General features: G+C 72.3%; 23 protein-coding genes. 16 read left to right on the top strand and 7 right to left on the bottom strand.

All coding sequences use genetic code 11. From position 1 onward, the window contains the following. The coding region (locus tag ACFQ8C_RS29925) for a glycosyltransferase family 2 protein (protein WP_383463328.1) at positions 1-931 on the bottom strand (931 nt) is incomplete at its 3' end. Positions 932-1,150: 219 nt separating this feature from the next. On the opposite strand from ACFQ8C_RS29925, the gene ACFQ8C_RS29930 reads away from it, so the two are divergent. The 12 genes from ACFQ8C_RS29930 to ACFQ8C_RS29985 all read left to right on the top strand — a co-directional run bounded on the left by ACFQ8C_RS29930 (position 1,151) and on the right by ACFQ8C_RS29985 (position 15,191). After that, a complete protein-coding gene (locus tag ACFQ8C_RS29930; RefSeq protein ID WP_383463330.1) occupies positions 1,151-2,461 on the top strand; it encodes a DUF6716 putative glycosyltransferase in 1,311 nt (436 codons plus the stop codon). Beyond that, the gene (locus tag ACFQ8C_RS29935; RefSeq protein ID WP_383463333.1) at positions 2,461-3,666 is read left to right on the top strand and encodes a cytidylyltransferase domain-containing protein; all 1,206 of its coding nucleotides are present in this window, start codon (positions 2,461-2,463) and stop codon (positions 3,664-3,666) included. Before ACFQ8C_RS29930 ends, ACFQ8C_RS29935 begins: the two co-directional genes overlap by 1 nt. A gap of 13 nt (positions 3,667-3,679) precedes the next feature. Further along, positions 3,680-4,573, top strand: coding sequence for an N-acetylneuraminate synthase family protein (locus ACFQ8C_RS29940; RefSeq protein WP_383463336.1), 894 nt, complete (start codon positions 3,680-3,682; stop codon positions 4,571-4,573). Beyond that, positions 4,570-5,739 carry a hypothetical protein gene (locus ACFQ8C_RS29945; protein WP_383463339.1) on the top strand — a complete coding sequence of 390 codons (1,170 nt, stop codon included), beginning with the start codon at positions 4,570-4,572 and terminating at the stop codon, positions 5,737-5,739. Before ACFQ8C_RS29940 ends, ACFQ8C_RS29945 begins: the two co-directional genes overlap by 4 nt. A 232-nt stretch (positions 5,740-5,971) precedes the next feature. Further along, positions 5,972-7,195 carry an amidohydrolase gene (locus ACFQ8C_RS29950; RefSeq protein ID WP_383463342.1) on the top strand — a complete coding sequence of 408 codons (1,224 nt, stop codon included), beginning with the start codon at positions 5,972-5,974 and terminating at the stop codon, positions 7,193-7,195. 270 nt (positions 7,196-7,465) lie between these two features. After that, on the top strand, positions 7,466-8,518 hold the full coding sequence (locus tag ACFQ8C_RS29955; RefSeq protein WP_383463343.1) for a BMP family protein: 1,053 nt from the start codon (positions 7,466-7,468) through the stop codon (positions 8,516-8,518). Positions 8,519-8,732: 214 nt separating this feature from the next. Next, positions 8,733-10,364: an ABC transporter ATP-binding protein gene (locus ACFQ8C_RS29960; protein ID WP_383463346.1), complete on the top strand. Its 1,632-nt coding sequence runs from the start codon at positions 8,733-8,735 to the stop codon at positions 10,362-10,364. Further along, on the top strand, positions 10,361-11,479 hold the full coding sequence (locus tag ACFQ8C_RS29965) for an ABC transporter permease (RefSeq protein ID WP_383463349.1): 1,119 nt from the start codon (positions 10,361-10,363) through the stop codon (positions 11,477-11,479). Before ACFQ8C_RS29960 ends, ACFQ8C_RS29965 begins: the two co-directional genes overlap by 4 nt. Further along, complete coding sequence (locus ACFQ8C_RS29970) at positions 11,476-12,738, top strand: ABC transporter permease (RefSeq protein ID WP_383463351.1); 1,263 nt, start codon at positions 11,476-11,478, stop codon at positions 12,736-12,738. The genes ACFQ8C_RS29965 and ACFQ8C_RS29970 overlap by 4 nt, the downstream gene beginning before the upstream one ends. Continuing rightward, positions 12,735-13,139 (top strand): cytidine deaminase, encoded by a 405-nt coding sequence (locus tag ACFQ8C_RS29975; protein WP_383463353.1) that lies wholly within the window; start codon positions 12,735-12,737, stop codon positions 13,137-13,139. Before ACFQ8C_RS29970 ends, ACFQ8C_RS29975 begins: the two co-directional genes overlap by 4 nt. 85 nt (positions 13,140-13,224) lie before the next feature. Then, positions 13,225-14,502 (top strand): thymidine phosphorylase, encoded by a 1,278-nt coding sequence (locus tag ACFQ8C_RS29980; RefSeq protein WP_383463355.1) that lies wholly within the window; start codon positions 13,225-13,227, stop codon positions 14,500-14,502. A 107-nt stretch (positions 14,503-14,609) separates the two neighbouring features. Beyond that, positions 14,610-15,191: a Uma2 family endonuclease gene (locus ACFQ8C_RS29985; RefSeq protein WP_383463358.1), complete on the top strand. Its 582-nt coding sequence runs from the start codon at positions 14,610-14,612 to the stop codon at positions 15,189-15,191. Here the strand turns inward: ACFQ8C_RS29985 and ACFQ8C_RS29990 are convergent. After that, positions 15,181-15,837, bottom strand: coding sequence for an HAD family hydrolase (locus ACFQ8C_RS29990; RefSeq protein ID WP_383463361.1), 657 nt, complete (start codon positions 15,835-15,837; stop codon positions 15,181-15,183). The genes ACFQ8C_RS29985 and ACFQ8C_RS29990 overlap by 11 nt on opposite strands. Before the next feature lie 20 nt (positions 15,838-15,857). Here ACFQ8C_RS29990 and ACFQ8C_RS29995 point away from each other — a divergent pair, with 20 nt between their 5' ends. Then, positions 15,858-16,157 carry an STAS domain-containing protein gene (locus ACFQ8C_RS29995; protein ID WP_383463363.1) on the top strand — a complete coding sequence of 100 codons (300 nt, stop codon included), beginning with the start codon at positions 15,858-15,860 and terminating at the stop codon, positions 16,155-16,157. On the opposite strand, the gene ACFQ8C_RS30000 is transcribed toward ACFQ8C_RS29995, so the two are convergent. The 3 genes from ACFQ8C_RS30000 to ACFQ8C_RS30010 all read right to left on the bottom strand — a co-directional run bounded on the left by ACFQ8C_RS30000 (position 16,158) and on the right by ACFQ8C_RS30010 (position 19,277). Continuing rightward, complete coding sequence (locus ACFQ8C_RS30000) at positions 16,158-17,129, bottom strand: sigma-70 family RNA polymerase sigma factor (protein ID WP_383463366.1); 972 nt, start codon at positions 17,127-17,129, stop codon at positions 16,158-16,160. It abuts the gene before it with no gap. Between the two features lie 79 nt (positions 17,130-17,208). Beyond that, positions 17,209-17,916 carry a L,D-transpeptidase family protein gene (locus ACFQ8C_RS30005; protein ID WP_383463369.1) on the bottom strand — a complete coding sequence of 236 codons (708 nt, stop codon included), beginning with the start codon at positions 17,914-17,916 and terminating at the stop codon, positions 17,209-17,211. A 101-nt stretch (positions 17,917-18,017) separates the two neighbouring features. After that, positions 18,018-19,277: an MFS transporter gene (locus tag ACFQ8C_RS30010; RefSeq protein WP_383463372.1), complete on the bottom strand. Its 1,260-nt coding sequence runs from the start codon at positions 19,275-19,277 to the stop codon at positions 18,018-18,020. Positions 19,278-19,396: 119 nt separating this feature from the next. On the opposite strand from ACFQ8C_RS30010, the gene ACFQ8C_RS30015 reads away from it, so the two are divergent. Further along, a complete protein-coding gene (locus tag ACFQ8C_RS30015; RefSeq protein WP_383463374.1) occupies positions 19,397-20,353 on the top strand; it encodes a LysR family transcriptional regulator in 957 nt (318 codons plus the stop codon). Here ACFQ8C_RS30015 and ACFQ8C_RS30020 read toward each other — a convergent pair. Then, positions 20,350-21,138 (bottom strand): alpha/beta hydrolase, encoded by a 789-nt coding sequence (locus tag ACFQ8C_RS30020; RefSeq protein WP_383463377.1) that lies wholly within the window; start codon positions 21,136-21,138, stop codon positions 20,350-20,352. The two genes, ACFQ8C_RS30015 and ACFQ8C_RS30020, sit on opposite strands and share 4 nt — an antisense overlap. 88 nt (positions 21,139-21,226) lie before the next feature. Beyond that, positions 21,227-22,012, bottom strand: a complete 786-nt coding sequence (locus ACFQ8C_RS30025; protein WP_383463380.1) for a GNAT family N-acetyltransferase — start codon at positions 22,010-22,012, stop codon at positions 21,227-21,229. A gap of 126 nt (positions 22,013-22,138) precedes the next feature. On the opposite strand from ACFQ8C_RS30025, the gene ACFQ8C_RS30030 reads away from it, so the two are divergent. Both ACFQ8C_RS30030 and ACFQ8C_RS30035 read left to right on the top strand, forming a co-directional pair. After that, positions 22,139-23,293 (top strand): adenosine deaminase, encoded by a 1,155-nt coding sequence (locus ACFQ8C_RS30030; RefSeq protein ID WP_383463383.1) that lies wholly within the window; start codon positions 22,139-22,141, stop codon positions 23,291-23,293. Positions 23,294-23,477: 184 nt separating this feature from the next. After that, positions 23,478-23,864: a hypothetical protein gene (locus tag ACFQ8C_RS30035; RefSeq protein WP_383463386.1), complete on the top strand. Its 387-nt coding sequence runs from the start codon at positions 23,478-23,480 to the stop codon at positions 23,862-23,864. Positions 23,865-23,923 lie beyond the last annotated feature (59 nt).

The following is a 23,923-nucleotide window of genomic DNA, read 5'->3' on the forward strand; positions in this document are numbered from 1 at the left end:
GGACGGCGGCCCGGTCGCCGCCCATCGCGGTCAGCGCCTCGTCGAGGACCTCGCGCGGCATGCGGCGCAGCGCGCCCGCGCTCATCGCCTTCAGCTGCCGGGCCACTTCGGGCTCGAACTTCTCGAGGGAGCCGACGTGATGGGCGATCACCGCGCAATAGGTGCGGACGGCTTTCGGGAGAAACCGGTCCGCGTCCTTGTCCCGTGCCGTCTCCTCCACCACCTGGTCGAAGGCGCGGATGAAATCCAATTGCCGGACGTCGCCGATCTGGGTGAGCGAGGTCGCCACTCCGCGCCGGTAGAAGACGCCGAGTTCACCGATGGCGGCGAACGAATTCGCCTCGCGGTGCAGCCGCCAGATCCACGGCCGGTCCTCGGCGGTGCGCAGCCCGTGCGGGAAATGCAGCAGACCCCGGTCGAGGAGCCGGCGGTGGTAGATCCCGGCCCAGGCGAAGGGGTAGTCCACGGAGGTGGTGCGATGGGCGGGGAGGATCGCCCCGCGCGGGTCGAGGACCTCGTTCCGGCGCGGGACGGGCACCCGGCGGACCGAGCGGGCGCGGCCGGTGACCGAGGTGTGGTCGGTGCGCAGGAAGTCGCAGCCGAGCCCTTCGGCGGCGGCGAGCAGCCGCCCGTAGTAGCCGGGGGCGAGCCAGTCGTCCCCGTCCAGGAAGGTGACGTACGTGCCGCGGGCCGCGTCGAGGCCGGTGTTGCGGGCGGTCGCCAGTCCCTCGTTCCGCTCGTGCCGGATCAGGACGGCGCCCGGCAGGGTGCGCGCGGCCCGTTCGAGGATGTCCGGGGTGTCGTCGGACGAGCAGTCGTCGACGAGGAGGAACTCGACGTCGTCGCGGGCGTTGGCGCGCAGACTGGCGAGGGTGTCGGGGGCGTATGTCTGCACGTTGAAGAACGGCACGACGACGGAGAGCTTGACCACGCGGCCGACGCTAGGCGCCGCCCCGGCCGCTTCGCCGACCGGCCGGGGGATTTTCGGTGAACACGAAGCGGCGGGCTGATTAACCGCCTTTACCCAAGGGGAGTTCGGGCCGTCCAACGGCTGAATCCCGGGCCGCTTCAGATCGTCGAGAGGTGCTGTTCACCGTTTGTTGCGACTCAGTTGGGCCGTAGACCGGAATGCCCTTCTAGCGTCCTCGACGTGCCAGCAAGTTCCAGTGAAGCGGTACGGATCGCCGTACTCGCGGATTCCGACACCCGGTGGAAATGGGGTGCGCTCACCGCGCGCCGCATCACCGCGGCGGACGACGAGACCCCCGGTTCCGAAAGCGAGCCGACCGGTTTCGTCCTCCGCGGCCGGGCCACCCCCACCGCCCGCCAGCTCGCCGAGACGGGGGCCTCCACGGCCGCCCCGCGCGAGGTGACCGGCGCGGAGTTCCTGCGCGAGGTGCGGGACGCGGAGGCGCGCGGCGAGCGGTACGACGTCGTGGTCCTCGCGCTGGTCGGCGGCACCGTCAGGGCCGTCCTCCAGGGCCTCGCCGACCTCGGTCTCGACCGGCGGCCCGTGATCGTCACCGGCTACGTCGGCGTGGTCTACGAGAAGCTGGCCGACGGGCTGCTGCTGCGCCACGGCGCCGACGTCGTCCTCGCCAACTCCCGTCACGACGCGGAGCGGTTCCGCGCCGTGTACGAAGGGGTCGGCGCGGGCTCCGACTCGGTCGTCGAGGCCGCGCTGCCCTTCCTCGGCGGTGCCCCGCACCGTCCCGAAGAGGGCCGCCGCACCCTGGTGTTCGCCGCCCAGCCGTCCGTCCCGGTCACCCGGAACGAGCGGGTGTACGTCCTGGAGCGCCTCGTCCGGCACGCCCGGCTGCACCCGGAGCGCGAGGTCCTCCTCAAGCTCCGCTCCAAGCCGGGCGAGCACACCACGCACCTGGAGGAGCACCCGTACCAGAGGCTGGTGCGCGACCTGGACCCGCCCGCCAACTTCCGCCTGGTGTACGGCCACATGGGCGAGGTCCTGGACCGCACCGACCTGCTGGTCACCGTCTCCTCCACGGCCGCCCTGGAGGCCCTGCACCGCCGGATCCCCACCGCGATCCTCACCGACTGCGGGGTCCGCGAGGTCAACGGCAACCACCACTTCATCGGCTCCGGCCTCCTCACCTCCTTCGACCGGCTCGACCGCGGCGAGGTGCCCGAGCCCGACGAGGAGTGGCTGTCCCGGCAGGGCGTCGCGGCGGAGGGTTCGTACGACTCCGCCTTCGACGCCGCCCGCGCACGGGTCGCCGAGCTCCTCGCGCTGCCCGAACCGCCCCCGATCAGCCCCTACTACACCGCGGAGACGGCCCCCGGCTACCTGCCGGGGATCCTCGCCCGCCACCGCCTGGACGTCACCGCGCCGCCGGTCCGCGACAGCGGGCTGCGCCGGATCGTCCGCGAGGCGGCGCGCGGCGCCTACCGCCACGGCGTGCAGCGCGTGGCCCCCGTCGTCCGACGCCTGGGAGAACTGTGATGCCCACGAAGAAGCCGAGCCCCACCGTGCTCGCCGTCATCCCCGCACGGGGCGGCTCCAAGGGCGTCCCCGCCAAGAACCTCACTCCGGTCGCCGGGATCCCGCTGGTCGGCCGGGCGGTCCGCGCCTGCCTCGACGCCGTCGGCGTCACCGACGTGGTCGTCTCCACCGACGACCAGGCCATCGCCGCCGCCGCCCGCTCCTTCGGCGCCGAGGCGGTCCGACGCCCGGCCGCCCTCGCCGGCGACACCGCCACCAGCGAGTCCGCCGTCCTGCACGCCCTGGACGCCTTCGAGGCCACCCACGGCCGCACCGCCGACGTGGTCCTCCTCGTCCAGTGCACCAGCCCCTTCCTCACCTCCGCCGAGGTCGCCGAGGCCGCCGCCCGGATCGCCGGGGGCGCCGCCGACACCGCCTTCACCGCCGCCCCGTCGCACGGCTTCCTCTGGCGCGAGACGCCCGACGGCGCCACCGGCGTCAACCACGACAAGGCGCACCGGCCGCGCCGCCAGGACCGCGAGCCCGAGTACCTGGAGACCGGCGCCGTCTACGCGATGGACGCGGCCGGGTTCCGTACCCACGGACACCGCTTCTTCGGCCGCACCGCCGTCGTCGTCACCGACCCGGCCCGCGTCCTGGAGATCGACGACCCGCACGACCTGGCCCGCGCCAAGGCCCTCGCCCCGCTCCTCGACACGCCGGCCACCCCCGGCCTCGCCGACGTCGACGCGGTCGTCCTCGACTTCGACGGCACCCAGACCGACGACCGGGTCCACCTCGACGCGGAGGGCAGGGAGTTCGTCTCCGCCCACCGCGGCGACGGCCTCGGCATCGCGGCCCTGCGCCGCGCCGGACTGCCCGTCCTGATCCTCTCCACCGAACAGAACCCCGTCGTCGCCGCCCGCGCCCGGAAGCTGAAGATCCCCGTCCTGCACGGGATCGACCGCAAGGACCTCGCCCTCAAGGAGTGGTGCGAGGCCGAGTCCATCGACCCCGCGCGCGTCCTCTACGCCGGCAACGACGTCAACGACCTGCCCTGCTTCCACCTCGTCGGCTGGCCCGTCGCGGTGGGCAGCGCCCACGACTCCGTCCGGGCCGCGGCCCGCGCGGTCACCGTCACCCCGGGCGGCTTCGGAGCGATCCGGGAGATCGCCGCCTGGCTCCTCGGACCCGAGCTGAACACCCCCACCCCTCTCTCGAACTGAAGGAAGCACCACCATGAGCACCCGTCTGCGCACCCTCGGCCCGAAGACCGCCGGTCCCGGTCGCCCCGTCTACATCTGCGGCGAGATCGGCATCAACCACAACGGCGACCTCGAGAACGCCTTCAAGCTGATCGACGTGGCCGCCGAGGCCGGCTGCGACGCCGTCAAGTTCCAGAAGCGCACCCCGGAGATCTGCACCCCGCGCGACCAGTGGGACATCGAGCGCGACACCCCCTGGGGCCGGATGACGTACATCGACTACCGCCACCGCGTCGAGTTCGGCGAGGACGAGTACCGCCGGATCGACGAGCACTGCAAGAAGCGCGGCATCGACTGGTTCGCCTCCCCGTGGGACACCGAGGCCGTCGCCTTCCTGGAGAAGTTCGACGTCCCGGCCCACAAGGTCGCCTCGGCCTCCCTCACCGACGACGAGCTGCTGCGCGAGCTGCGCGCCACCGGCCGCACCGTCATCCTCTCCACCGGCATGTCGACGCCGCAGCAGATCCGCCACGCGGTCGAGGTCCTGGGCAGCTCCAACATCCTGCTCTGCCACGCCACCTCCACCTACCCGGCCAAGGCCGAGGAGCTGAACCTGCGCGTCATCCAGACGCTCCAGGAGGAGTACCCGAACGTCCCGATCGGCTACTCCGGCCACGAGACCGGCCTCCAGACCACCCTCGCCGCCGTCGCCCTCGGCGCCACCTTCGTCGAGCGTCACATCACCCTCGACCGCGCCATGTGGGGCTCCGACCAGGCCGCCTCCGTCGAGCCGCAGGGCCTGGAGCGCCTCGTCCGCGACATCCGCACCATCGAGACCGCCCTCGGCGACGGCGTGAAGAAGGTGTACGAGTCGGAGCTCGGCCCGATGAAGAAGCTGCGCCGCGTCCAGGCGCCCGCCACCGTATGACCGGCCGGCTGGCGTTCGTCGAGAGCCCCGTCCAGCTCCTGAACGTCCTGGAGTGGGTGCACGCGCGCGGCCGGGGGCCCGTCCCGGCCGCCGCCCCCGCGCCCACCCCCGAGCCGGACACCGCGGCGGCCTCCGCCCTGGTGTCCGGCCCCGGTGCCGCCCCCGCCCCCGGCCCGACCGGCACCCTCGGCGACCTCCGGATCGTCGTCCTCTCGCCGACCGACCCCATGTCACGCGGTCAGCTGCGCCGGATGGCGCAGCTCGCCCGGGACGAGGGGTTCACGGTGCACTGGCAGGAGGCCCGGGCCGGCCGCGGAGCGCTGGTGCGCACCCTGCGGGAGCTGGGCGGGCCGCTGCGCTCCGCCGAGCGGGTGATCGTCGGCGACCCGTTCTCCCGCTACGTACAGCTGCTGCTCACCCTCTTCGGGCCCCGGCACGTCACGGTCGTCGACGACGGCACCGCGACCATGGAGTTCGCCGCCCAGCTCGCGGGCGGGGAGCGGCTGGTCCGCTGGCACCGCAAGGGCGACCTGGGGCCGCGCGAGCTGCTGCTCGCCCCGGTCACCTCGCTGGCCCGGCGCCGGCTCGCCCCGGGACCCGGCAGAACCGTCGAGATCTTCACCTCGCTGCCCGTCCAGGCCCCGCCCGGCACCGAGGTCACCGAGAACTCCTACGCGTGGACCCGGGAGCGCTTCGGACCGCCCGCGCTCACCGGCGGCGCCGACCTCGTGGGCACCTCGCTCGTCGAGACCGGCGTGGTCGACGCGGACCACTACCTGAGGGTCGTCGGGCAGCTCGCCCGCACCCACGGCGCCACCCGCTACTTCGCCCACCGCCGCGAGACCCCGGAGAAGCTGCACCGGATCGCGGTCGAGACCGGGCTCCAGGTGGTCCGCCCCGAGCTGCCGCTGGAGCTGATCGCCCGGCGCGGCCCGATCGGCGCCACCGTCGTCAGCTTCCCGTCCACCGTCGTGCACACCCTGCCGCTCGCCCTGGCGGGCACCGGGGTGAAGGTCGCGGTCTGCGAGATCGCGCCCGAGTGGCTCAGGGCCACCGCCTCGCCGAGGGCGCAGGGCTTCCTCGCGGGGGTCGCCGGCACGGCGTCGGGGGCGGACCGGCTCACCCCGCGCGGCGGTTCCGCGGTCGACCGGCTCGAATTCGGGTGACCGGCGCGCATCCGGGCGACCGGCGCGGAACCGTCCCGCCGGTCCGTGGACGGCCGCCCGGCTCGTGGCGACGGCCGACCGGCTCGGGGGCGGCCGCCCGGCGCGAAATCGGGTGAGCTTACCCACACGGAGCGTGGCCCATGCGCGGTAAACCGAGATTCTTTCCCCTAACGGGCTGAACTTTTGGAGATCAACGGGCAGTTGATCACCGGATGGGCCTACGCTTCAAAGGGTGAACCAGTTGAAGTCCCGTGAGCCCGGATCCGTCACCCTGCCCGGAAAGCTGTCCTCCTCCCTGCGCGGCGAACTGATCGCCTTCCGCAGGGACTTGCACATGCACCCCGAGCTCGGCAACCAGGAGTTCCGCACCACCGCCGCGCTCAAGGCCCGCCTGGAGGCGGCCGGCCTCGCGCCGCGCGTACTCCCAGGCGGCACGGGACTCATCTGTGACATCGGCACCTGGGACGGCGGGCGCCCCATGCTCGCCGTCCGCGCCGACCTCGACGCCCTGCCGATCCCGGACGCCAAGACCGTCGCGTACCGCTCCACCGTGCCCAACCGCGCCCACGCCTGCGGCCATGACGTGCACACCACCACCGTCCTCGGCGCCGGCCTGGTCCTCGCCGAGCTCGCGCGCGAGGGCCGGCTGCCCCGCCCGGTGCGGCTGCTCTTCCAGCCCGCCGAGGAGGTGCTGCCCGGGGGCGCCGCCGACGCGGTCGCGGCGGGCGTCCTCGACGGCGTCGGCCGGATCATCGCCGTCCACTGCGACCCCAAGGTCGACGCCGGCCGGATCGGGATCCGCACCGGCCCCATCACCTCGGCCTGCGACCGCCTGGAGATCACCCTGGACGGCCCGGGCGGCCACACGGCCCGCCCGCACCTCACCACCGACCTGGTGACCGCCGCCGCCCGGATCGCCACCGACGTCCCGGCCGTGCTCGCCCGCCGGGTCGACGCCCGCTCCGGTCTCTCCCTTACCTGGGGCCGGATCGAGGCCGGGCACGCGCCCAACGTCATCCCGCAGCACGCCGAGCTGTCCGGCACCGTCCGCTGCCTCGACCTGCCGGCCTGGCGCGACGCGCCCGACCTGGTGCACGCCGCCGTCGACGAGGTCGCCGCCCTGCACCGCGCCAAGTCCACCGTGAACTACGTGCGGGGCGTCCCCCCGGTCGTCAACGACCCGGTGGTCGTGGAGCTGCTCCGGGACGCCATGGCCGCCCGCCGCGGCCTCGACTCGGTGGAGGACACCGAGCAGAGCCTCGGCGGCGAGGACTTCTCCTGGTACCTGGAGCACGTGCCCGGCGCGATGGCCCGGCTCGGCGTCCGCACCCCCGGCGACGCGCGCGTCCGCGACCTGCACGCGGGGGACTTCGACGTGGACGAGCAGTGCATCCAGACCGCCGTGGAGCTCTTCACCGCCGCCGCGCTGATCGACGCCGGAGGCGACGAGGCCTGACACCGCCCGGCGACCGTCCGGCCCCGTCCGGCACCGGCCGCACCGTGCGCCGCCCCCTCCCGCCACGGGAGGGGGCGGCGCCCCATCTCGGCTGATGACACGGGGTTGCGCCTTGATCGCGAAGTGTGTACGGGTACTCTGACCGTGGGTTCGCGTCGATACGGTAACGACTCATGAACGGGTCTTTAACTGACATCTACGCGCGTTACGATCGCCGCAAAGCCAGCGCCGGAAGAGGCGCTTTCGGTCAGTCTTGAAGGGACCCTCCTCTTGCGCCGGATCACCAGGATCACCACCGTGGGCATCGCCTCCGCGGCGCTCGCGCTCTCCGTCACCGCCTGTGGCAAGTCCTCCGACGAGGGCGGCTCCGGCTCCGACTCGAAGGCGTCCAAGGCCGCCATCGCGTACGACATCGGCGGCCGCGGCGACCAGTCCTTCAACGACGCCGCCTACGCGGGTCTGAAGAAGGCCGAGGACGAGCTCGACGTCAAGGGCGCCGAGGCCGAGCCGTCGTCCGGCGAGGGCGACGCGGACAAGGTGCAGCGCCTCACCTCGCTGGCCCGCGCCGGGAACAACCCGGTCATCGGCGTCGGCTTCGCCTACGCCCCGGCCGTCAAGAAGGTCGCCGCGCAGTTCCCGGACACGACCTTCGGCATCATCGACGACACCTCGGTGACCGGCAAGAACATCGCCAACCTCGTCTTCAACGAGGAGCAGGGCTCCTACCTGGCCGGCGTCGCCGCCGCCAAGGCGTCCAAGTCCGGCACGGTCGGCTTCATCGGTGGTGTCGAGGTCCCGCTGATCAAGAAGTTCGAGGCGGGCTACGTCCAGGGCGTCAAGGACACCAACCCCAAGGCGAAGGTGCTCACCCAGTACCTGACCCAGCCGCCGAACTTCGACGGCTTCGCCAAGCCCGACCTCGGCAAGGCCGCCGCCCAGGGCCAGCTCGACAAGGGCGCCGACGTGATCTACGCCGCCGCCGGCCTCGCGGGCTCCGGTGCGATCGAGGCCGCCTCCAAGGCCGGCAAGTGGTCCATCGGCGTCGACTCCGACCAGTACAACCAGGCGGGTCTCGCCGAGTACAAGGACTCGATCCTGACCTCGGTCACCAAGGACGTCTCCGACTCCGTCTTCAACCTGATCAAGTCGGTCAAGGACGGCAAGCCGCAGACCGGTGAGGTCCGCTACGGCCTCGCCACCGACGGTGTCGGCCTCGCCGACTCGAACCCGAAGTACAAGGAGATGACGGACCTCATCGCCGCGGTGAACAAGGCGAAGCAGGACATCATCGACGGCAAGATCACGGTCAAGACCGCCCCGTAAGGCGCGCGGCACGACCAGTTGCCCGCGGGCCCGGCCCCGGTGGGACTCCCACCAGGACCGGGCCCCGGGCCCATTCCCGTACGGGTTTTCACTTTTCGGCAGCGCTACGCGTGTAGATGTCGCACCGGCACGATAACTTCGCCCCGCCCTGCCCTCCGCTCCCACTCCTTTCGGCCAAGGAGAGTGCGTCATCAACGCGTCCAGCCCCCCCGCCGTGGAACTCCACGGCATCACCAAGCGCTTCCCCGGCGTCGTCGCCAACAAGGACATCGCGATCACCGTCCGCAAGGGCACGGTCCATGCTCTGATCGGCGAGAACGGCGCCGGCAAGTCGACCCTCATGAAGATCCTCTACGGCATGCAGAAGCCGGACGAGGGCACCATCGCCATCGACGGGGAGCAGGTCACCTTCGCCAGCCCCGGTGACGCCATCGCGCGCGGCATCGGCATGGTGCACCAGCACTTCATGCTCGCCGACAACCTCACCGTCCTGGAGAACGTCGTCCTCGGCGGCGAGAAGCTGTACGGGATCGGCGCCAAGGCCCGTAAGAAGATCAAGGAGATCTCCGACGCGTACGGCCTCGGCGTCCGCCCCGACGCCCTCGTCGAGGACCTCGGCGTCGCCGACCGCCAGCGCGTCGAGATCCTCAAGGTCCTCTACCGCGGCGCGCAGATCCTCATCCTCGACGAGCCGACCGCCGTGCTCGTCCCGCAGGAGGTCGACGCGCTCTTCGACAACCTGCGCGAGCTCAAGGCCGAGGGCCTCACCGTCATCTTCATCTCGCACAAGCTGGGCGAGGTCCTGAAGGTCGCCGACGACATCACCGTCATCCGGCGCGGCACCACCGTCGGCACCGCCGACCCGAAGACCGCCACCACCAAGCAGCTCGCCGAGCTGATGGTCGGCAGCGAGCTGCCCTCCCCGGAGACCCGCGAGTCGACCGTCACGGACGTCGCGATGCTCCAGGTCCGAGGGCTGACCCTCCTGGAGGGCGGCGCCACCGGCGCCCCGCTGACCACCGCCGCCCCCGCGGACCCGTCGAGCACGACGATCGTCCACGAGGAGGTCGCGGCCGGCCGCAAGCTGCTCGACGACATCTCGCTCACCATCCACAAGGGCGAGATCCTCGGCATCGCGGGCGTCGAGGGCAACGGCCAGACCGAGCTCATCGAGGCCCTGATGGGCATGGCCACCCCCGACGCGGGCGTCATCACCCTCGACGGCGAGGACCTCTCCAAGGTCTCGGTGCGCAAGCGCCGCGAGGGCGGCATCGGCTACATCCCCGAGGACCGCCACCGCCACGGCCTGCTCCTGGAAGCCCCCCTCTGGGAGAACCGGATCCTCGGTCACGTCACCGAGGCGCCCAACTCCAGGCGCGGCATCCTCGACCCGAAGGCCGCCCGCAAGGACACGGAGCGGATCGTCCGCGAGTACGACGTCCGCACCCCGGGCATCGACGTGACCGCGGCCTCCCTCTCCGGCGGCAACCAGCAGAAGCTGATCGTCGGCCGCGAGATGAGCCACGCCCCCAAGTTCCTGATCGCCGCCCACCCCACCCGCGGTGTGGACGTCGGCGCGCAGGCGCAGATCTGGGACGCGATCCGGGACGCCCGCCGCGAGGGCCTGGCCGTCCTGCTGATCTCGGCCGACCTCGACGAGCTGATCGGCCTCTCCGACACCCTCCGGGTCATGTACCGCGGCAAGCTCGTCGCGGACGCGGACCCCGCCACCATCACGCCCGAGCAGCTGGGCTCCGCCATGACCGGCGCGGCCACCGGCCGCCTCGAAGGCGGCGACGAGCAGTCCGAGCAGTCCGAGCAGTCCGAAGACGGTGACGCCCGATGATGAAGATCGACAAGGACAAGCTGCTCATCGGGGCCGCCGGCCCGGTGCTCGCGCTCGTCTCCTCGTTCGTGCTCACCATGCTGGTGCTGCTCGCGACGGGTCTCGACCCGATCGAGCCGATCCAGCTGATGATCGAGAACGCCGGGTACTCGGACATCCAGGTCCTCATCGTCAACCAGACGGGGATCTACTACCTGGCAGCCCTGGCCGTCGCCATCGGCTTCCGGATGAACCTCTTCAACATCGGCGTCGACGGCCAGTACCGCCTCGCCGCCATGGTCTCGGCCGTGGTCGGCGCCTCCGTCGAGCTGCCCGGTCCGCTGCACATCCTGCTGATCGTGGTCGTCGCCGCCCTCACCGGTGCCTTCTGGGCCGGCATCGCCGGCATCCTCAAGACCACCCGGGGCGTCTCCGAGGTCGTCTCGACGATCATGCTCAACGCCATCGCCACCTCCCTGATCGCCTGGCTGATCCTGCCGAAGAACCTCGGCGTCCAGCCCGCGGGCTCCAACGACCTCACCACCGGTGAGATCTCCGAGTCCGGCTGGTTCCCCGGCATCGACATGGGCCAGGGCAACGGCGAGATCTACGGCTTCACCTTCGTCGCCCTCGCCCTCGGCGTCGTCTACTGGTTCGTCCTCAACCGCACCCGCTTCGGCTTCGACCTGCGCGCCACCGGCGAGAGCGAGTCCGCGGCCCAGGCCAGCGGCGTCGACGCCAAGAAGATGATCCTCACCTCGATGCTCATCTCCGGCGGCCTGGCCGGCCTCTCCGGCATGCCCACGCTGCTCGGCGACACCCACACGTACAGCCTGTCCTTCCCGGTCGGCGTCGGCTTCACCGCCATCACGATCGCCCTGCTCGGCCGCAACAACCCGGTCGGCATCCTCTTCGCGGCCCTGCTCTTCGCGTTCCTCGACAAGGCCTCCTCGTCGCTCGACGTCGAGGGCTACCCGAAGGAGATCACGCAGATCATGCAGGGCATCATCGTGATCGCCGTGGTCGTCTCCTACGAACTCGTCCGCCGTTACGGCACCCGCCGCCAGCAGCAGAAGGTCGGCGAGGAGCTCGCCGCCGGTGGTGCCATCAAGACCGACAAGGAGGTCTCGGCATGAGCACCGGCACTGTCGCCAAGCCGAGCGCCGCACCCAAGAAGGCCGGGCGCCGCAAGCTGACCTGGCCGTGGATCCTGCTGATCGTCGCGGCCGGCCTCGTCCTCTTCTCGCTGGTCCGCGTCGTCTCCGGCGCCGACGACCTGACCTCCGTCGGGCAGGTCTCCGGCGCCCTCCAGCTCGCCATCCCGATCGGCCTCGCCGGCCTCGGCGGCCTCTGGTCCGAGCGCGCGGGCGTGGTCAACATCGGCCTCGAGGGCATGATGGTCCTCGGCACCTGGTTCGGCGCCTGGGCCGGCTACCAGTGGGGTCCGTGGACGGGTGTCGTCGTCGGCCTCCTCGGCGGTGCGATCGGCGGTCTGCTGCACGCGATCATCACCGTGACCTTCAACGTGAACCACATCGTCTCCGGTGTGGCGATCAACATCCTCGCGGTCGGCTTCACCCAGTACCTGTCGAACTTCACGTTCGCCGAGGCCGAGGGCGGCTCCTCCAAGCAGTCCCCGCGCATCGACCCGATCACCGACATCACCATCCCGGGGCTCTCGGACTGGCTGATGGACCTCCAGCAGAAGCACTGGTTCCTGATCTCGGACCTCGCCGGCATCCTCGGCGGCCTGGTCACCAACCTGTCGCTGCTGACGGTCGTCGCGATCCTGCTGGTCCCCGCCACCTGGTGGGTGCTGTGGCGCACGGCCTTCGGCCTGCGGCTGCGCTCCTGCGGCGAGAACCCGGTCGCCGCCGAGTCCCTCGGCGTCAACGTCTACAAGTACAAGTACATCGCCGTCACCATGTCGGGCGCCCTCGCGGGCCTCGGCGGCGCGTTCCTGGCGATCGTCTCCACCGGCATCTACCAGGAGGGCCAGACCGGCGGCCGCGGCTACATCGGTCTCGCCGCGATGATCTTCGGCAACTGGATGCCCGGCGGCATGGCGCTCGGCGCCGGCCTCTTCGGCTTCACCGACAGCCTCAAGATCCGCGGCGGCGCCGAGAACGTCCACGCGCTGCTGCTGCTCGTCGCGATCCTCCTGGTGCTCGCCGCCGCCTGGCAGCTGTACAAGAAGAGGTACGTGCCCGCCGTGATCTCCGCGGTCTTCGCGGTCGGCTTCTTCCTCTGGTACGCGCTCACCGACCAGGTCCCGAGCCAGTTCGTCGACGCCGCCCCGTACATCACCACCCTGCTCGTGCTGGCCCTGTCCGCGCAGCGGCTGAGGATGCCGAAGGCGGACGGTCTGCCCTACCGGAAGGGCCAGGGCAAGTGACGACCGCCCCGACCGAGTCCGACTGGGAGGCCCTGCGGGTCGCGGCGCGCGAGGCGATGGCCCGCGCCTACGCCCCGTACTCCGGCTTCCCGGTCGGCGCGGCCGCCCTCGTCGACGACGGCCGGACGGTCTCCGGCTGCAACGTCGAGAACGCCTCCTTCGGGCTCGGCCTCTGCGCCGAGTGCGGCCTGGTCTCGCAGCTCCAGGCCACCGGCGGCGGCCGGCTCACCCACTTCGTGTGCGTGGACGGCCGGGGCGAGTCGCTCGTCCCCTGCGGCCGGTGTCGGCAGCTCCTGTACGAGTTCGGCGGCCCCGAGCTCGTCCTGGAGACACCCGCCGGGTTCCTGACCCTGGCGGAGATGCTGCCGCAGGCCTTCGGCCCGGACCATCTCGCCAAGTAGCACCTCGGAGCGGCCCTTCCGGCACGATGGGAGGGGCCGCTCCTCCCGTTCCCCCCTCTATGCGCGTAGAAAGAGGCACCACGACATGGACGTCATCTCCGTCATCCGGACCAAGCGGGACAAGGGCGAGCTGAGCCCGGAGCAGATCGACTGGGTCATCGACGCCTACACCCGCGGCACCGTCGCGGACGAGCAGATGTCGGCCCTGGCCATGGCGATCCTGCTCAACGGCATGAACCGCGACGAGATCGCCCGCTGGACGGCGGCGATGATCGCCTCCGGCGAGCGCATGAACTTCGACGCGCTCTCCCGCCCCACCGCCGACAAGCACTCCACCGGCGGCGTCGGCGACAAGATCACCCTCCCGCTCGCCCCGCTCGTCGCCGCCTGCGGCGCGGCCGTCCCGCAGCTCTCCGGCCGCGGCCTCGGCCACACCGGCGGCACCCTCGACAAGCTGGAGTCCATCCCCGGCTGGCGCGCCCTGCTCTCCAACGAGGAGATGCTGCACGTCCTCGACACCACCGGCGCGGTCATCTGCGCGGCCGGCGACGGCCTGGCCCCCGCGGACAAGAAGCTGTACGCGCTCCGCGACGTCACCGGCACCGTCGAGGCGATCCCGCTCATCGCCTCCTCGATCATGTCGAAGAAGATCGCCGAGGGCACCGGCTCCCTCGTCCTCGACGTCAAGGTCGGCACCGGCGCCTTCATGAAGACCATCGAGGACGCCCGCGAGCTGGCCTCCACCATGGTCGCGCTGGGCACCGACAGCGGCGTGCGGACGGTCGCGCTCCTCACCGACATGTCGACCCCGCTCGGCCTCACCGCCGGCAACGCCCTGGAGGTCCGCGAGTCCGTCGAGGTCCTGGCCGGCGGCGGCCCGCAGGACGTCGTCGACCTGACGATCGCCCTCGCGGCCGAGATGCTGGCCGCGGCCGGCATCAAGGACGCCGACCCGGCGAAGGCGCTCAGGGACGGCTCGGCGATGGACGTCTGGCGCCGGATGATCGCGGCGCAGGGCGGCGACCCGGACGCGACCCTCCCGGTCGCCCGCGAGCAGCACGTCGTCACGGCCCCGTCCTCCGGCGTCCTGACCCGCCTCGACGCGTACGACATCGGCATCGCCGCCTGGCGCCTCGGCGCCGGCCGCGCCCGCAAGGAGGACCCGGTGCAGGCCGGCGCGGGCGTCGAGCTCCACGCCAAGCCGGGCGACACGGTCACGGCGGGCCAGCCCCTGCTGACCCTCCACACGGACACCCCGGAGAAGTTCGACTACGCCCTCGGCTCCCTGGAGGGCGCCTGGGACATCGCCCCGGCGGGCACCGACTTCACGGCGACCCCGATCGTCCTGGACCGCATCGCGTAACGGCTCCGGCATGTGCCGGTGACACCTTCGGGCGAACGGGGCCGGTGGACCCCCACCGGTCCCGTTCGGCATGCTGGGATCGGTGACGACCGAATGAGGAGCACACCGTGAGCGCACTCGCTGTCGAGGCCGGGCAGGGCTGGGACGACGTCGTCCGCCTCTGGCACGAGATGGACTGGCCCGAGGGCTGCAAGGTGGAGATCATCGAGGGGATCATCACCGTGGCACCGTCACCCGCCAACCAGCACAACAGCATCGCGGAGGAGATCCAGTGCAGGTTGTACCGGGTGATTCCGGATGACCTGGGCGTCTATCAGACGCAGGCCGTCGCGATTCCCGCACGCGCGGGTATGTACATCCCCGACCTGTTGGTCGCGCCCAAGGCGGCACTGCGAGAGTTCGACGGCCACTCCATCCCCGCCGCGGAAGCGGAGCTGGTCGTGGAGATCACTTCGCAGTCGAACGCGAACCACGACCGCATCGCGAAGGCCGCCGGCTACGCGACGGCCGGCGTACCGCTCTACCTCCTGGTCGACCGCTGGGCGCCGGGCGGCCCCACCGTCACCCTGTACGGGCAGCCGACGGGCGACGTCTACCGCGTCCTGAACGCCGCTCCGTTCGGCGAGAGGATCCACCTCCCCGCCCCCTTCGACCTCACCCTCGACACCGCCGAGTTCCCTACCGGCTGAGAGCCAGCAGCCCCGCCAGCTTCCGCATGTCCTCGAAGACCACGGTGTCCGGGCCCTCCAGCCGGTGCGCGGGGGTCAGCCCTCCCGCGTAGCCGTACGCCCGCATGCCCGCCGCGCGGGCCGCGCGGACGCCGTAGGGGCTGTCCTCCACCACCGCGCAGCGCTCGGGCGGGACGCCCGCCGTGGCGGCGGCGTGCAGGAAGAGGTCCGGGGCCGGCTTGCCGCGGGCGACGTCACGGGCGCTGAAGATCCGGCCGTCGAAGCGGTCCAGCAGGCCGGTGCGGGTGAGGTTGCGGCGGATCTCGGCGTGGCTGCCGTTGGAGGCGAGGCAGTACGGGACCGCCAGCGCGTCCAGGACGTCCGTGACCCCTTCGACCTCCGTCAGCTCGGCGTCCAGCACCGTCTCGTACCGGACGCGGTACGGCTCCTGCCACCCCGGTTCCAGGGGCCGGCCCCGGCGCTCCTCGACGAGGGCCGTCCAGATCTCGTGCGGGGAGCCCACGAAGTGCTCGACGAGCTCCGCCTCGGTGAACTCGGCGCCCAGCTCGGCGAAGACCTCCCGGTCCACCCGGCAGTAGAGCCGCTCGCTGTCCACCAGGACGCCGTCACAGTCGAAGATCACCAGTCCGACAGGCTGAGAAGTCATGATCACGAGCCTCTCACGCGATGAGTTCCGGCACTCCGGCCGGTCACCCCCTCGTGGACACCAGTCAGCCCCTCGTCGTGACCCTGCCCGCCGCGCCGACCCGCGAGGAGGTCGCCCGGCTCTGCGCCGGGCTGGCCGCGGCGCCCCCCGGGGAGGTGCGGTGCGAGATCCCGCCGGAGGCGTACGGCCTCGTCGTCGTCGACGCCCTGGCCCGGCTGGCGCTCGCGGCCCGCCGCCGGGGCCACCGGCTGACCTTCGACGGAGCGGGACCCGAACTCACGGCCCTGCTCCGCCTCACCGGCCTCGACGAGGTCCTCTAGTTACGCCTCCAGGCGCTCCGGCAGGTCGAAGAGCGGGAACCAGCGGGGGGTGTCCAGGAAGAAGTCCATGCCGGCCACCCTGCCGTCCCGCAGCTCCAGGACGATCAGGGCCCACGGGCTGTAACCGCCCTCCGGGTCCGGGTGGTAGTGGGCGAAGGCCGGCGAGCCGTTGGCGACCGTCGGGACCAGCTTCGACCCGCGGCAGACGTCGCCGACGCCCAGCATCCAGCCCACGATGTCGTCGTGCCCCTGGAGCCAGAGGTCGAACGGCGGCATGGTCATGGTCGCGTCCTCGTGGAGGAGCGCGGTCAGGGCCTGCATGTCGTAGCCCTCGAACGCCGTCACGTACCGCTCCAGGAGCGCCTGCTGCTCCTCGTCGAGCGGGTTCGCCGCGTCGGACTCGGCGGGGGCCTGCTCGGCGATGGTCGCCCGGGCCCGCTGGAGCGCGCTGTTCACCGAGGCGACCGAGGTGTCGAGGAGCTCGGCGACCTCGCTCGCCTTCCACGCGAGGACCTCGCGCAGGATCAGCACGGCCCGCTGCTTGGGCGCGAGGTGCTGGAGCGCGGCGACGAAGGCGAGCCGTACGGTCTCGCGGTTCAGCGCCGTCTCCGCCGGGTCGCCGGCGCTCGGCATCACGCGCCCGTCCGGGACCGGCTCCAGCCAGGTGATCTCCGGCTGCTTCACGAGCTGCGCCTGGGCGACCGGCGTCGGCCCGGAGAGGTCCATGGGGCGCGCCCGCTTGTTCCCCGCGCTGAGCGCGTCGAGGCAGACGTTGGTGGCGATCCGGTACAGCCAGGACCGCAGGGAGGACCGGCCCTCGAAGGAGTCCAGCGCCTTCCAGGCCCGGACCATCGTGTCCTGCACCGCGTCCTCGGCCTCGAAGGAGGAGCCGAGCATCCGGTAGCAGTAGCCGGTCAATTCGCGCCGGTACTTGTCGAGTTCATCGGTCGTCACCACGGCGGTCTCGCCCATCGCGTCCCCACTCACCCCTCACCGGCGCCCGTTCGGCACCGGTGGGAGCGAAGCTACCGCAGCGCACCGACAGCCGGGGTCAGGTTCCCGGCTTGCGCCCGTACACGTAGACGTCGTCGCCGTTGCGCAGCAGGTTCCAGTACGCCTTGGCGTCGGCCGAGCGCATGTTGACGCAGCCGCCGGAACCCGGCGGGTTCCACATCGACTTGGTCGTGGAGTGGAAGGCCTGCCCGCCGTCGAAGAACTGCGAGTACGGCATGGAGACGTTGTACAGCGTCGACCAGTGGTTGATGTTCCGCCAGTAGATCTTCTTCAGGCCGGTACGGGTCTCGGTGCCGTCCTTGCCGGTGCGCACCGGCACCGGGCCGTACTTGAGGCGCGAACCGTCCTGGATCCAGCTGAGCTGGCGGGTGAGGTCCACGCAGGCGATCCGGCCCTTGTTGGTCGGACACTTGCCGGCCTTGTTGGGGTTGGTCCCGGCGGCCTTCTGCTGGTTCATCGTGTCCATGGTCCGCCAGGTCAGCGGACCGGCGTAGCCGGCGCTCGGCAGGATGCCGTGCTTGCGCTGGAAGGCCTGGATGGCCTGGCAGTCGCCGAGCGACTGGCGCCCGTCGGCGGTGCGGCCGAGGAACTTCTCGACCTGCTTCTGGTACGGGCCCGTCGTCACGTTGCACGACGCGGCCTGGGCCGGCGAGGCGCCCAGCACCAGGGCGGCCGGAACGAGCAGCGAGGTGAGGCCGGCGGCTATGCCGGCTCTCTTCCCCGCCCGGTTCGCGAATCGGTTCATGATCGTCAACTCCCCCTAGAGTCCTGACATGGGGGACGGCCGGGGGAGGGCTCCGGTTGCACCGGAAGCGGAGCCGTGACAGGACGGTCACACGGGCGTGCTCAGGCCGTCACCGGACGGATCCGGCGGGCCTCGACGCGCGCGCTGTGCGACCCGTACAGGGTGATCGAGACGACGCCGAGCACCGCGACCAGACCGATCCCGACGGTCCCGGCCCAGCCGCCCGTGTGGAAGGCGATCGCGCCGAGCGTGCCGCCCGCGCTGGAGCCCAGGTAGTACGCGGACTGGTAGAGCGCCGAGGCCTGCGCGCGCCCGGTCTTCGCGGTCCGGCTCACCGAGGAGGACGCCACCGCGTGGCCCGCGAAGAAGCCGGCGGTGATGAGGACCAGGCCCGCGAGGACCGCCGCCAGCGAGTCGGAGAGCGAGAGCAGCAGGCCCGCGGTGGTCGTGGAGACCGCCAGGTACAGCGCCCCGCGCCGGCCGAGCCGGCCGACCAGCTTCCCGGCCGCCGCCGAGGAGACCGTACCGACCAGGTAGACGAGGAAGATCGAGCCGACCACGCCCTGCGGCAGGGAGAACGGCGCCTCCGCGAGCCGGTAGCCGATCACCGTGTACACCGCGCCGAAGACCGTCATGAACAGCGCGCCGATCCCGTACAGACGCAGCAGCAGCGGGTCCGCCAGGTGCCCCTTCACGGTGGCGGCGAGCGCCCTCGGGTCCAGGGTGCCGGGGGTGAAGTGGCGGGCCTTCGGGAGCAGCGCCCGGAAGGCGATCGCGCAGAGCAGCGAGGTCAGGCCGACGGCGGCCAGACCCGCCCGCCAGCCCCACAGCTGGGCGACCCAGCCGGTGACGATCCGGCCGCTCATGCCGCCGATCGAGTTGCCCGCGACGAAGAGGCCGATGGTGCCGATCAGCGCCCGGGGCCGCACCTCCTCGGCCAGGTACGCCATCGCCGAGGCCGGCAGTCCGGCCAGCGCCGCGCCCTGCAGCGCCCGCAGTGCGACCAGCACCTCCAGGCTGGGCGCGAAGGGCACCAGGAGCGAGACGCCGACGGCGACGGCGAGGGAGGCGGTCATCATCGTGCGCCGGCCGAAGCGCTCCGACAGCGCGCTGAGCGGCAGCACGCACAGGGCGAGCGCGCCGGTCGCGGCGGAGACGGTCCAGGAGGCGGCCGAGGCGGTCGCGCCGAACTCGGCGGAGATCGCCGGGAGGAGGGCCTGGGTGGAGTAGAGGAGCGCGAAGGCGGCGAGTCCCGCGGCGAAGAGCGCGAGGCTCATCCGGCGGTGGCCGGGGGCGCCGGGGGCGAGGCGGGTGTCGGCGGACGCGGGTGTCACGTCCGCCTTGGTACTGGCGGAAGGCATGCCACGAACGTAGGACGCTCCGCTTCATGCGTCCAATGCACGGATCTGCTGTAATCGTTCCTGTGTCGCATGAGTACAGGTCACAGCCGCGGCTGTCACCGAACAGTAACGAAGAAGACATGGGGCTGCTGCTCGCGCCGCGGCTCGCGTACTTCGCCGCGGTCGCCCGGCACGAGCACGTGACCCGGGCGGCGGCCGAGATGGGCGTGCCGCAGTCGACGCTGTCGCGGGCGATGGTCCGGCTCGAAGCGGACCTCGGCGTCGCGCTGTTCGCCCGGCGCGGCCGGACCGTCGCGCTCACCCCGGCGGGCCGCCGCTTCCTGACCGCCGCCGAGCGGGCCCTCGCCGAGGTCGAGCGGGCCGCCGACACCGTACGCGCCGACGCCGACCCCACCGCGGGGCGGATCGCCTTCGGCTTCCTGCACACCATGGGCTCGGAGACCGTCCCGGCGCTGATCCGGGCCTTCCGCGTGGACCACCCGAAGGTCCGCTTCACCCTCGTCCAGAACTACGGCGAGGCGATGATCGAACGGCTCCGCGCCGGTGAGCTCGACCTCTGCCTGACCTCACCGGTGCCCGACGCCCCCGACCTCGTCGGCCGCCGCCTCGACGAACAGCGGCTGCGGCTCGTCGTCCCCGACGACCACCGGCTGGCCGGCCGCCGTCGCATCCGGCTCGCCGAGGCCGCCGAGGAGACCTTCGTGACCCTCGAACCCGGGTACGGGCTCCGCCGCATCACCGACGACCTGTGCGCGGAGGCCGGCTTCACGCCCCGGGTCGCCTTCGAGGGCGAGGAGGCCGAGACCCTGCGCGGCCTGGTGGCCGCCGGCCTCGGCGTGGCGCTCCTGCCGCCGCCGGCCGTGGCCCGCCCCGGCGTCGTCGAACTGACCGTCACGGCGCCCCGGGCGGTCCGCGAGATCGGCGTGGCCTGGCTGGACGGCCACCCGGACACGCCCCCGGTGGCCGCCTTCAAGAGGTTCCTGCTGGGCCGCCGCGGCCACCTCCTCCCGAAGGAGTCGAGACCGCCCCAGGACGACCCGGGCCCGTCCGGCGGACCGGGCGCCGACAGTTCCTAGGCCCTCCGCCGCCCGCGCGCCCCGGATCCGAAGCCCGCCGCCAGCGGCATCCGCAGGCCGATCGGCGGCGGGGCCGCCATGGCGTCCGTCAGCGGGCGGGCGACCGGGTGGCCGAAGAGGGCGCCGAGGACGAAGTCGGCGGCGAGCGCCCGCACCTCGTCGGCGTACTGGCGCAGCCCGTGGCCGTCGGTGTGCACCTCGAAGCGGCAGGTCTCGCGGTTGGCCTTCTTGGCGCGGGCCGCGAAGCGGAAGGACAGCTCGGGGTCGGTGCGGGAGTCGTTGGTGCCGTGCACGACGAGCACCCGCCGCCCCACCAGCTGCCGTACGGGCTCGGGTTCGGCGGCCACGTCCTCCTCCGGCAGCCAGGGCGCCAGCGCGAGGACCGCGCCGACCGCCGGGTGGCCGGCGGCCCGCAGCGCGGCCCGGGCGCCCATGCCGTGGCCGATCAGGCAGACCGGGACGTCGCCGTAGCGCCGCACCGCCTCGGCGACGGCCCAGGACGCGTCCGCCGCGAGCTCCGCGTCGGTGCCGTTCCACCCCCGCCCCCGGTAGCGCACTACCTGGGTGACCAGCCCCTCCGGCCGCCCCGCGCGGGCGAGTTCACGTCCCAGCGGCAGAAGGGCCGCGTGCGCCCGGGCCGACGCCCTGCGCCCCGACACCGGTTCCCCGTCCGGCAGGAGCAGCGCCACGCCCCCCACCGCCGCCGCGGACCGTGAAACCCCGACAGGCCGACCGAGCCGGGGTCTCCGGCCGTCGGCAGTCCCCACGAGTGCGTACTGCGCCATGACAGAACAGTCTCAGAAGCGGAGGTGTACGGCAGTCGTACGCGCGGTCTCTGTTACGTATCGCCGCCGGGGTGAACTTTCCTCCGGTCTATGCGCGTTCGAAACAGTGCACGGTGTCCACCGGGACGAAGCCCCGCCGTCCGTACCAGTGACGCGGCCAGTCGTCCGCGAAGGCCGTCAGGAAGCGGGTCGGGCAGCCCGCCTCGGCGGCGAGCCGCAGCGCCGTGTCCAGGACCACCCCGCCGTGCCCCTGCCCGAGGTGGGACGCGGCCGTGACGAGGTCCTCGACCTGGGCCGTGCCGGTGGCCGGGTCCAGGTACAGGTCGGCCCACGAGACGACCTCGCCCCAGGTGTCGTGCGAGGCGAGGAAGCGCACGTCGGGGGCGCCCCGGTGGCGGGCCGCCCGCCGCTCGACCAGGGTCCGCACCACCTCGTCGCCGGCCTCGGGAAGGAAGCGCCGCCAGCTCTCGGCGACCGGACCGCGCAGCGCCGGCAGCTCCACCTCGCGGGCGCCGCCGTGCTCCGGCACGGGCCCGGTGTGCACCATCACGAGCACCTCGGAGTGGGTGTACCCGGCCCGGACCAGCGGCTCCGCGCAGGCCCGCCCGGCCTCCTCGCCGAGCACCTGGACGGAGCGGTGGGGCAGGTGCCCCAGCAGCTCCTCGGCCCGGTCGGGCAGCCGCTCCGGATCCGTCGGGCCGTCCACGAGGAGGTGGTTGTCGCCGTACGAGAGGGCGTAGGCGTCGTCGAGGGCGGCGAAGCCGCCGGGGAAGTCGACCGTCCGGGCCGCCTTCCGGCGGGCGAAGGCGGACAGGAAGGCCCGGGCGCGGGCGAGTTCGGCGGAGGGCGCGCCGGCCCCTGCTGCGGTGTCCATGCGGCCACGGTAGACAGCCCGGCCCCCGCCGCGCACCCGGGAAATCCGGGGCCCGCACCCGAAGAAGCGGAAGGGATCCGGCGCCGACAGGGCGCGTTCTACGCGCGTAGGGGCTAGAGTGCGGAAATGACGAGCCAGACATCCCACGTCCCCACCGCGGACCAGGTCCGCCGTGCCCCGAAGGTGCTGCTCCACGACCACCTCGACGGTGGACTGCGCCCCGGCACGATCATCGAACTCGCCCGGGAGCAGGGGTACTCCAGGCTGCCCGAGACCGAACCCGACAAGCTCGGCGTCTGGTTCCGCGAGGCCGCCGACTCCGGTTCCCTGGAGCGGTACCTGGAGACCTTCGCGCACACCTGCGCCGTCATGCAGACCCGCGAGGCGCTCTTCCGCGTCGCCGCCGAGTGCGCCGTCGACCTCGCCGAGGACGGGGTCGTCTACGCCGAGGTGCGGTACGCCCCCGAGCAGCACCTGGAGGCCGGCCTGACCCTGGAGGAGGTCGTCGAGGCGGTCAACGAGGGCTTCCGGGAGGGCGAGCGGCGGGCCCGTGCCAACGGGCACCGGATCCGGGTCGGCGCGCTGCTCACCGCCATGCGGCACGCGGCCCGCGCCCTGGAGATCGCCGAACTCGCCAACCGCTACCGCGACGACGGCGTCGTCGGCTTCGACATCGCGGGCGCCGAGGCCGGCTATCCCCCCACCCGTCACCTCGACGCCTTCGAGTACCTCAAGCGGGAGAACAACCACTTCACCATCCACGCCGGCGAGGCCTTCGGCCTGCCCTCGATCTGGCAGGCGCTCCAGTGGTGCGGCGCCGACCGGCTCGGCCACGGCGTCCGGATCATCGACGACATCGAGGTGGCCGAGGACGGCTCGGTGCGGCTCGGGCGGCTCGCCGCCTACGTCCGCGACAAGCGGATCCCGCTGGAGATGTGCCCCACCTCCAACCTCCAGACCGGTGCCGCCGCCTCGTACGCGGAGCACCCCATCGGGCTGCTCCGCAAGCTCCACTTCCGGGCGACGGTGAACACCGACAACCGGCTGATGAGCGGCACCAGCATGAGCCGGGAATTCGAGCTGCTGGTCGACGCGTTCGACTACACGCTCGAAGACCTCCAGTGGTTCACGGTCAATGCGATGAAATCAGCGTTCATTCCTTTCGATGAACGGCTGGCCATGATCAACGACGTGATCAAGCCCGGATATGCCGAACTGAAGTCCGAGTGGCTTTTCCGGCAGACCGCCACGACCAGCGCGTCTTCCGATCAGGAGGGCTGAGAAAGGGCGTCGGGGAGCGGGGAGAGCCGCCGGGATGCGCGACACCCGGCGGCTTTTCGGTGTTTGCGGAGCGGAGTCGGGGCGGTTAGTTTGCGGAGCTGCTCTGCATATCCGGATTCCCCTGTTCCGGATCTGTTTTCCTGATGTCCCGAAGCTCAGCCCCCAAGCCAAGGAAGATTTTCAGATGAAGCAGTCTGCCGCCAAGAAGCTCGGTGTCGCCGCCCTCGGTGCCGCATTCGTCGCTGCCGCCGCCGGCACGGCCTCCGCGGCCCCGCTCCCGGCACCGCTCGACGGCGCCGACGCGCTGGGCTCCGTGACCCAGCTCGCCCCGCTGGGCGACGGTCTCACCGAGCTGCCCGACGGCGCCGGCGAGTCCCTCGCCGCCGGCCAGGGCGCCCTCGGCCAGGGCCTCGACCAGGGCGTCAAGACCCTCCCCGGCGCGGCCGGCCAGGCCACCCAGAACCTGCCGACCGACGCCGCCACCGGCGCCCTCGGCGCCACCCCGCTGGGCGCGGTCACCGGCCTGCTCGGCGGCCTGCCGCTGGGCGCCGGCGGCCTGCCGATCGGCTGACCCGCACCATCCCACGCCGAAGGGGCGCGCACCCGGGACGTCCGGGTCCGCGCCCCTTC

This window comes from Streptomyces sp. NPDC056503 (assembly GCF_042794995.1).
GTDB lineage: Bacteria > Actinomycetota > Actinomycetes > Streptomycetales > Streptomycetaceae > Streptomyces.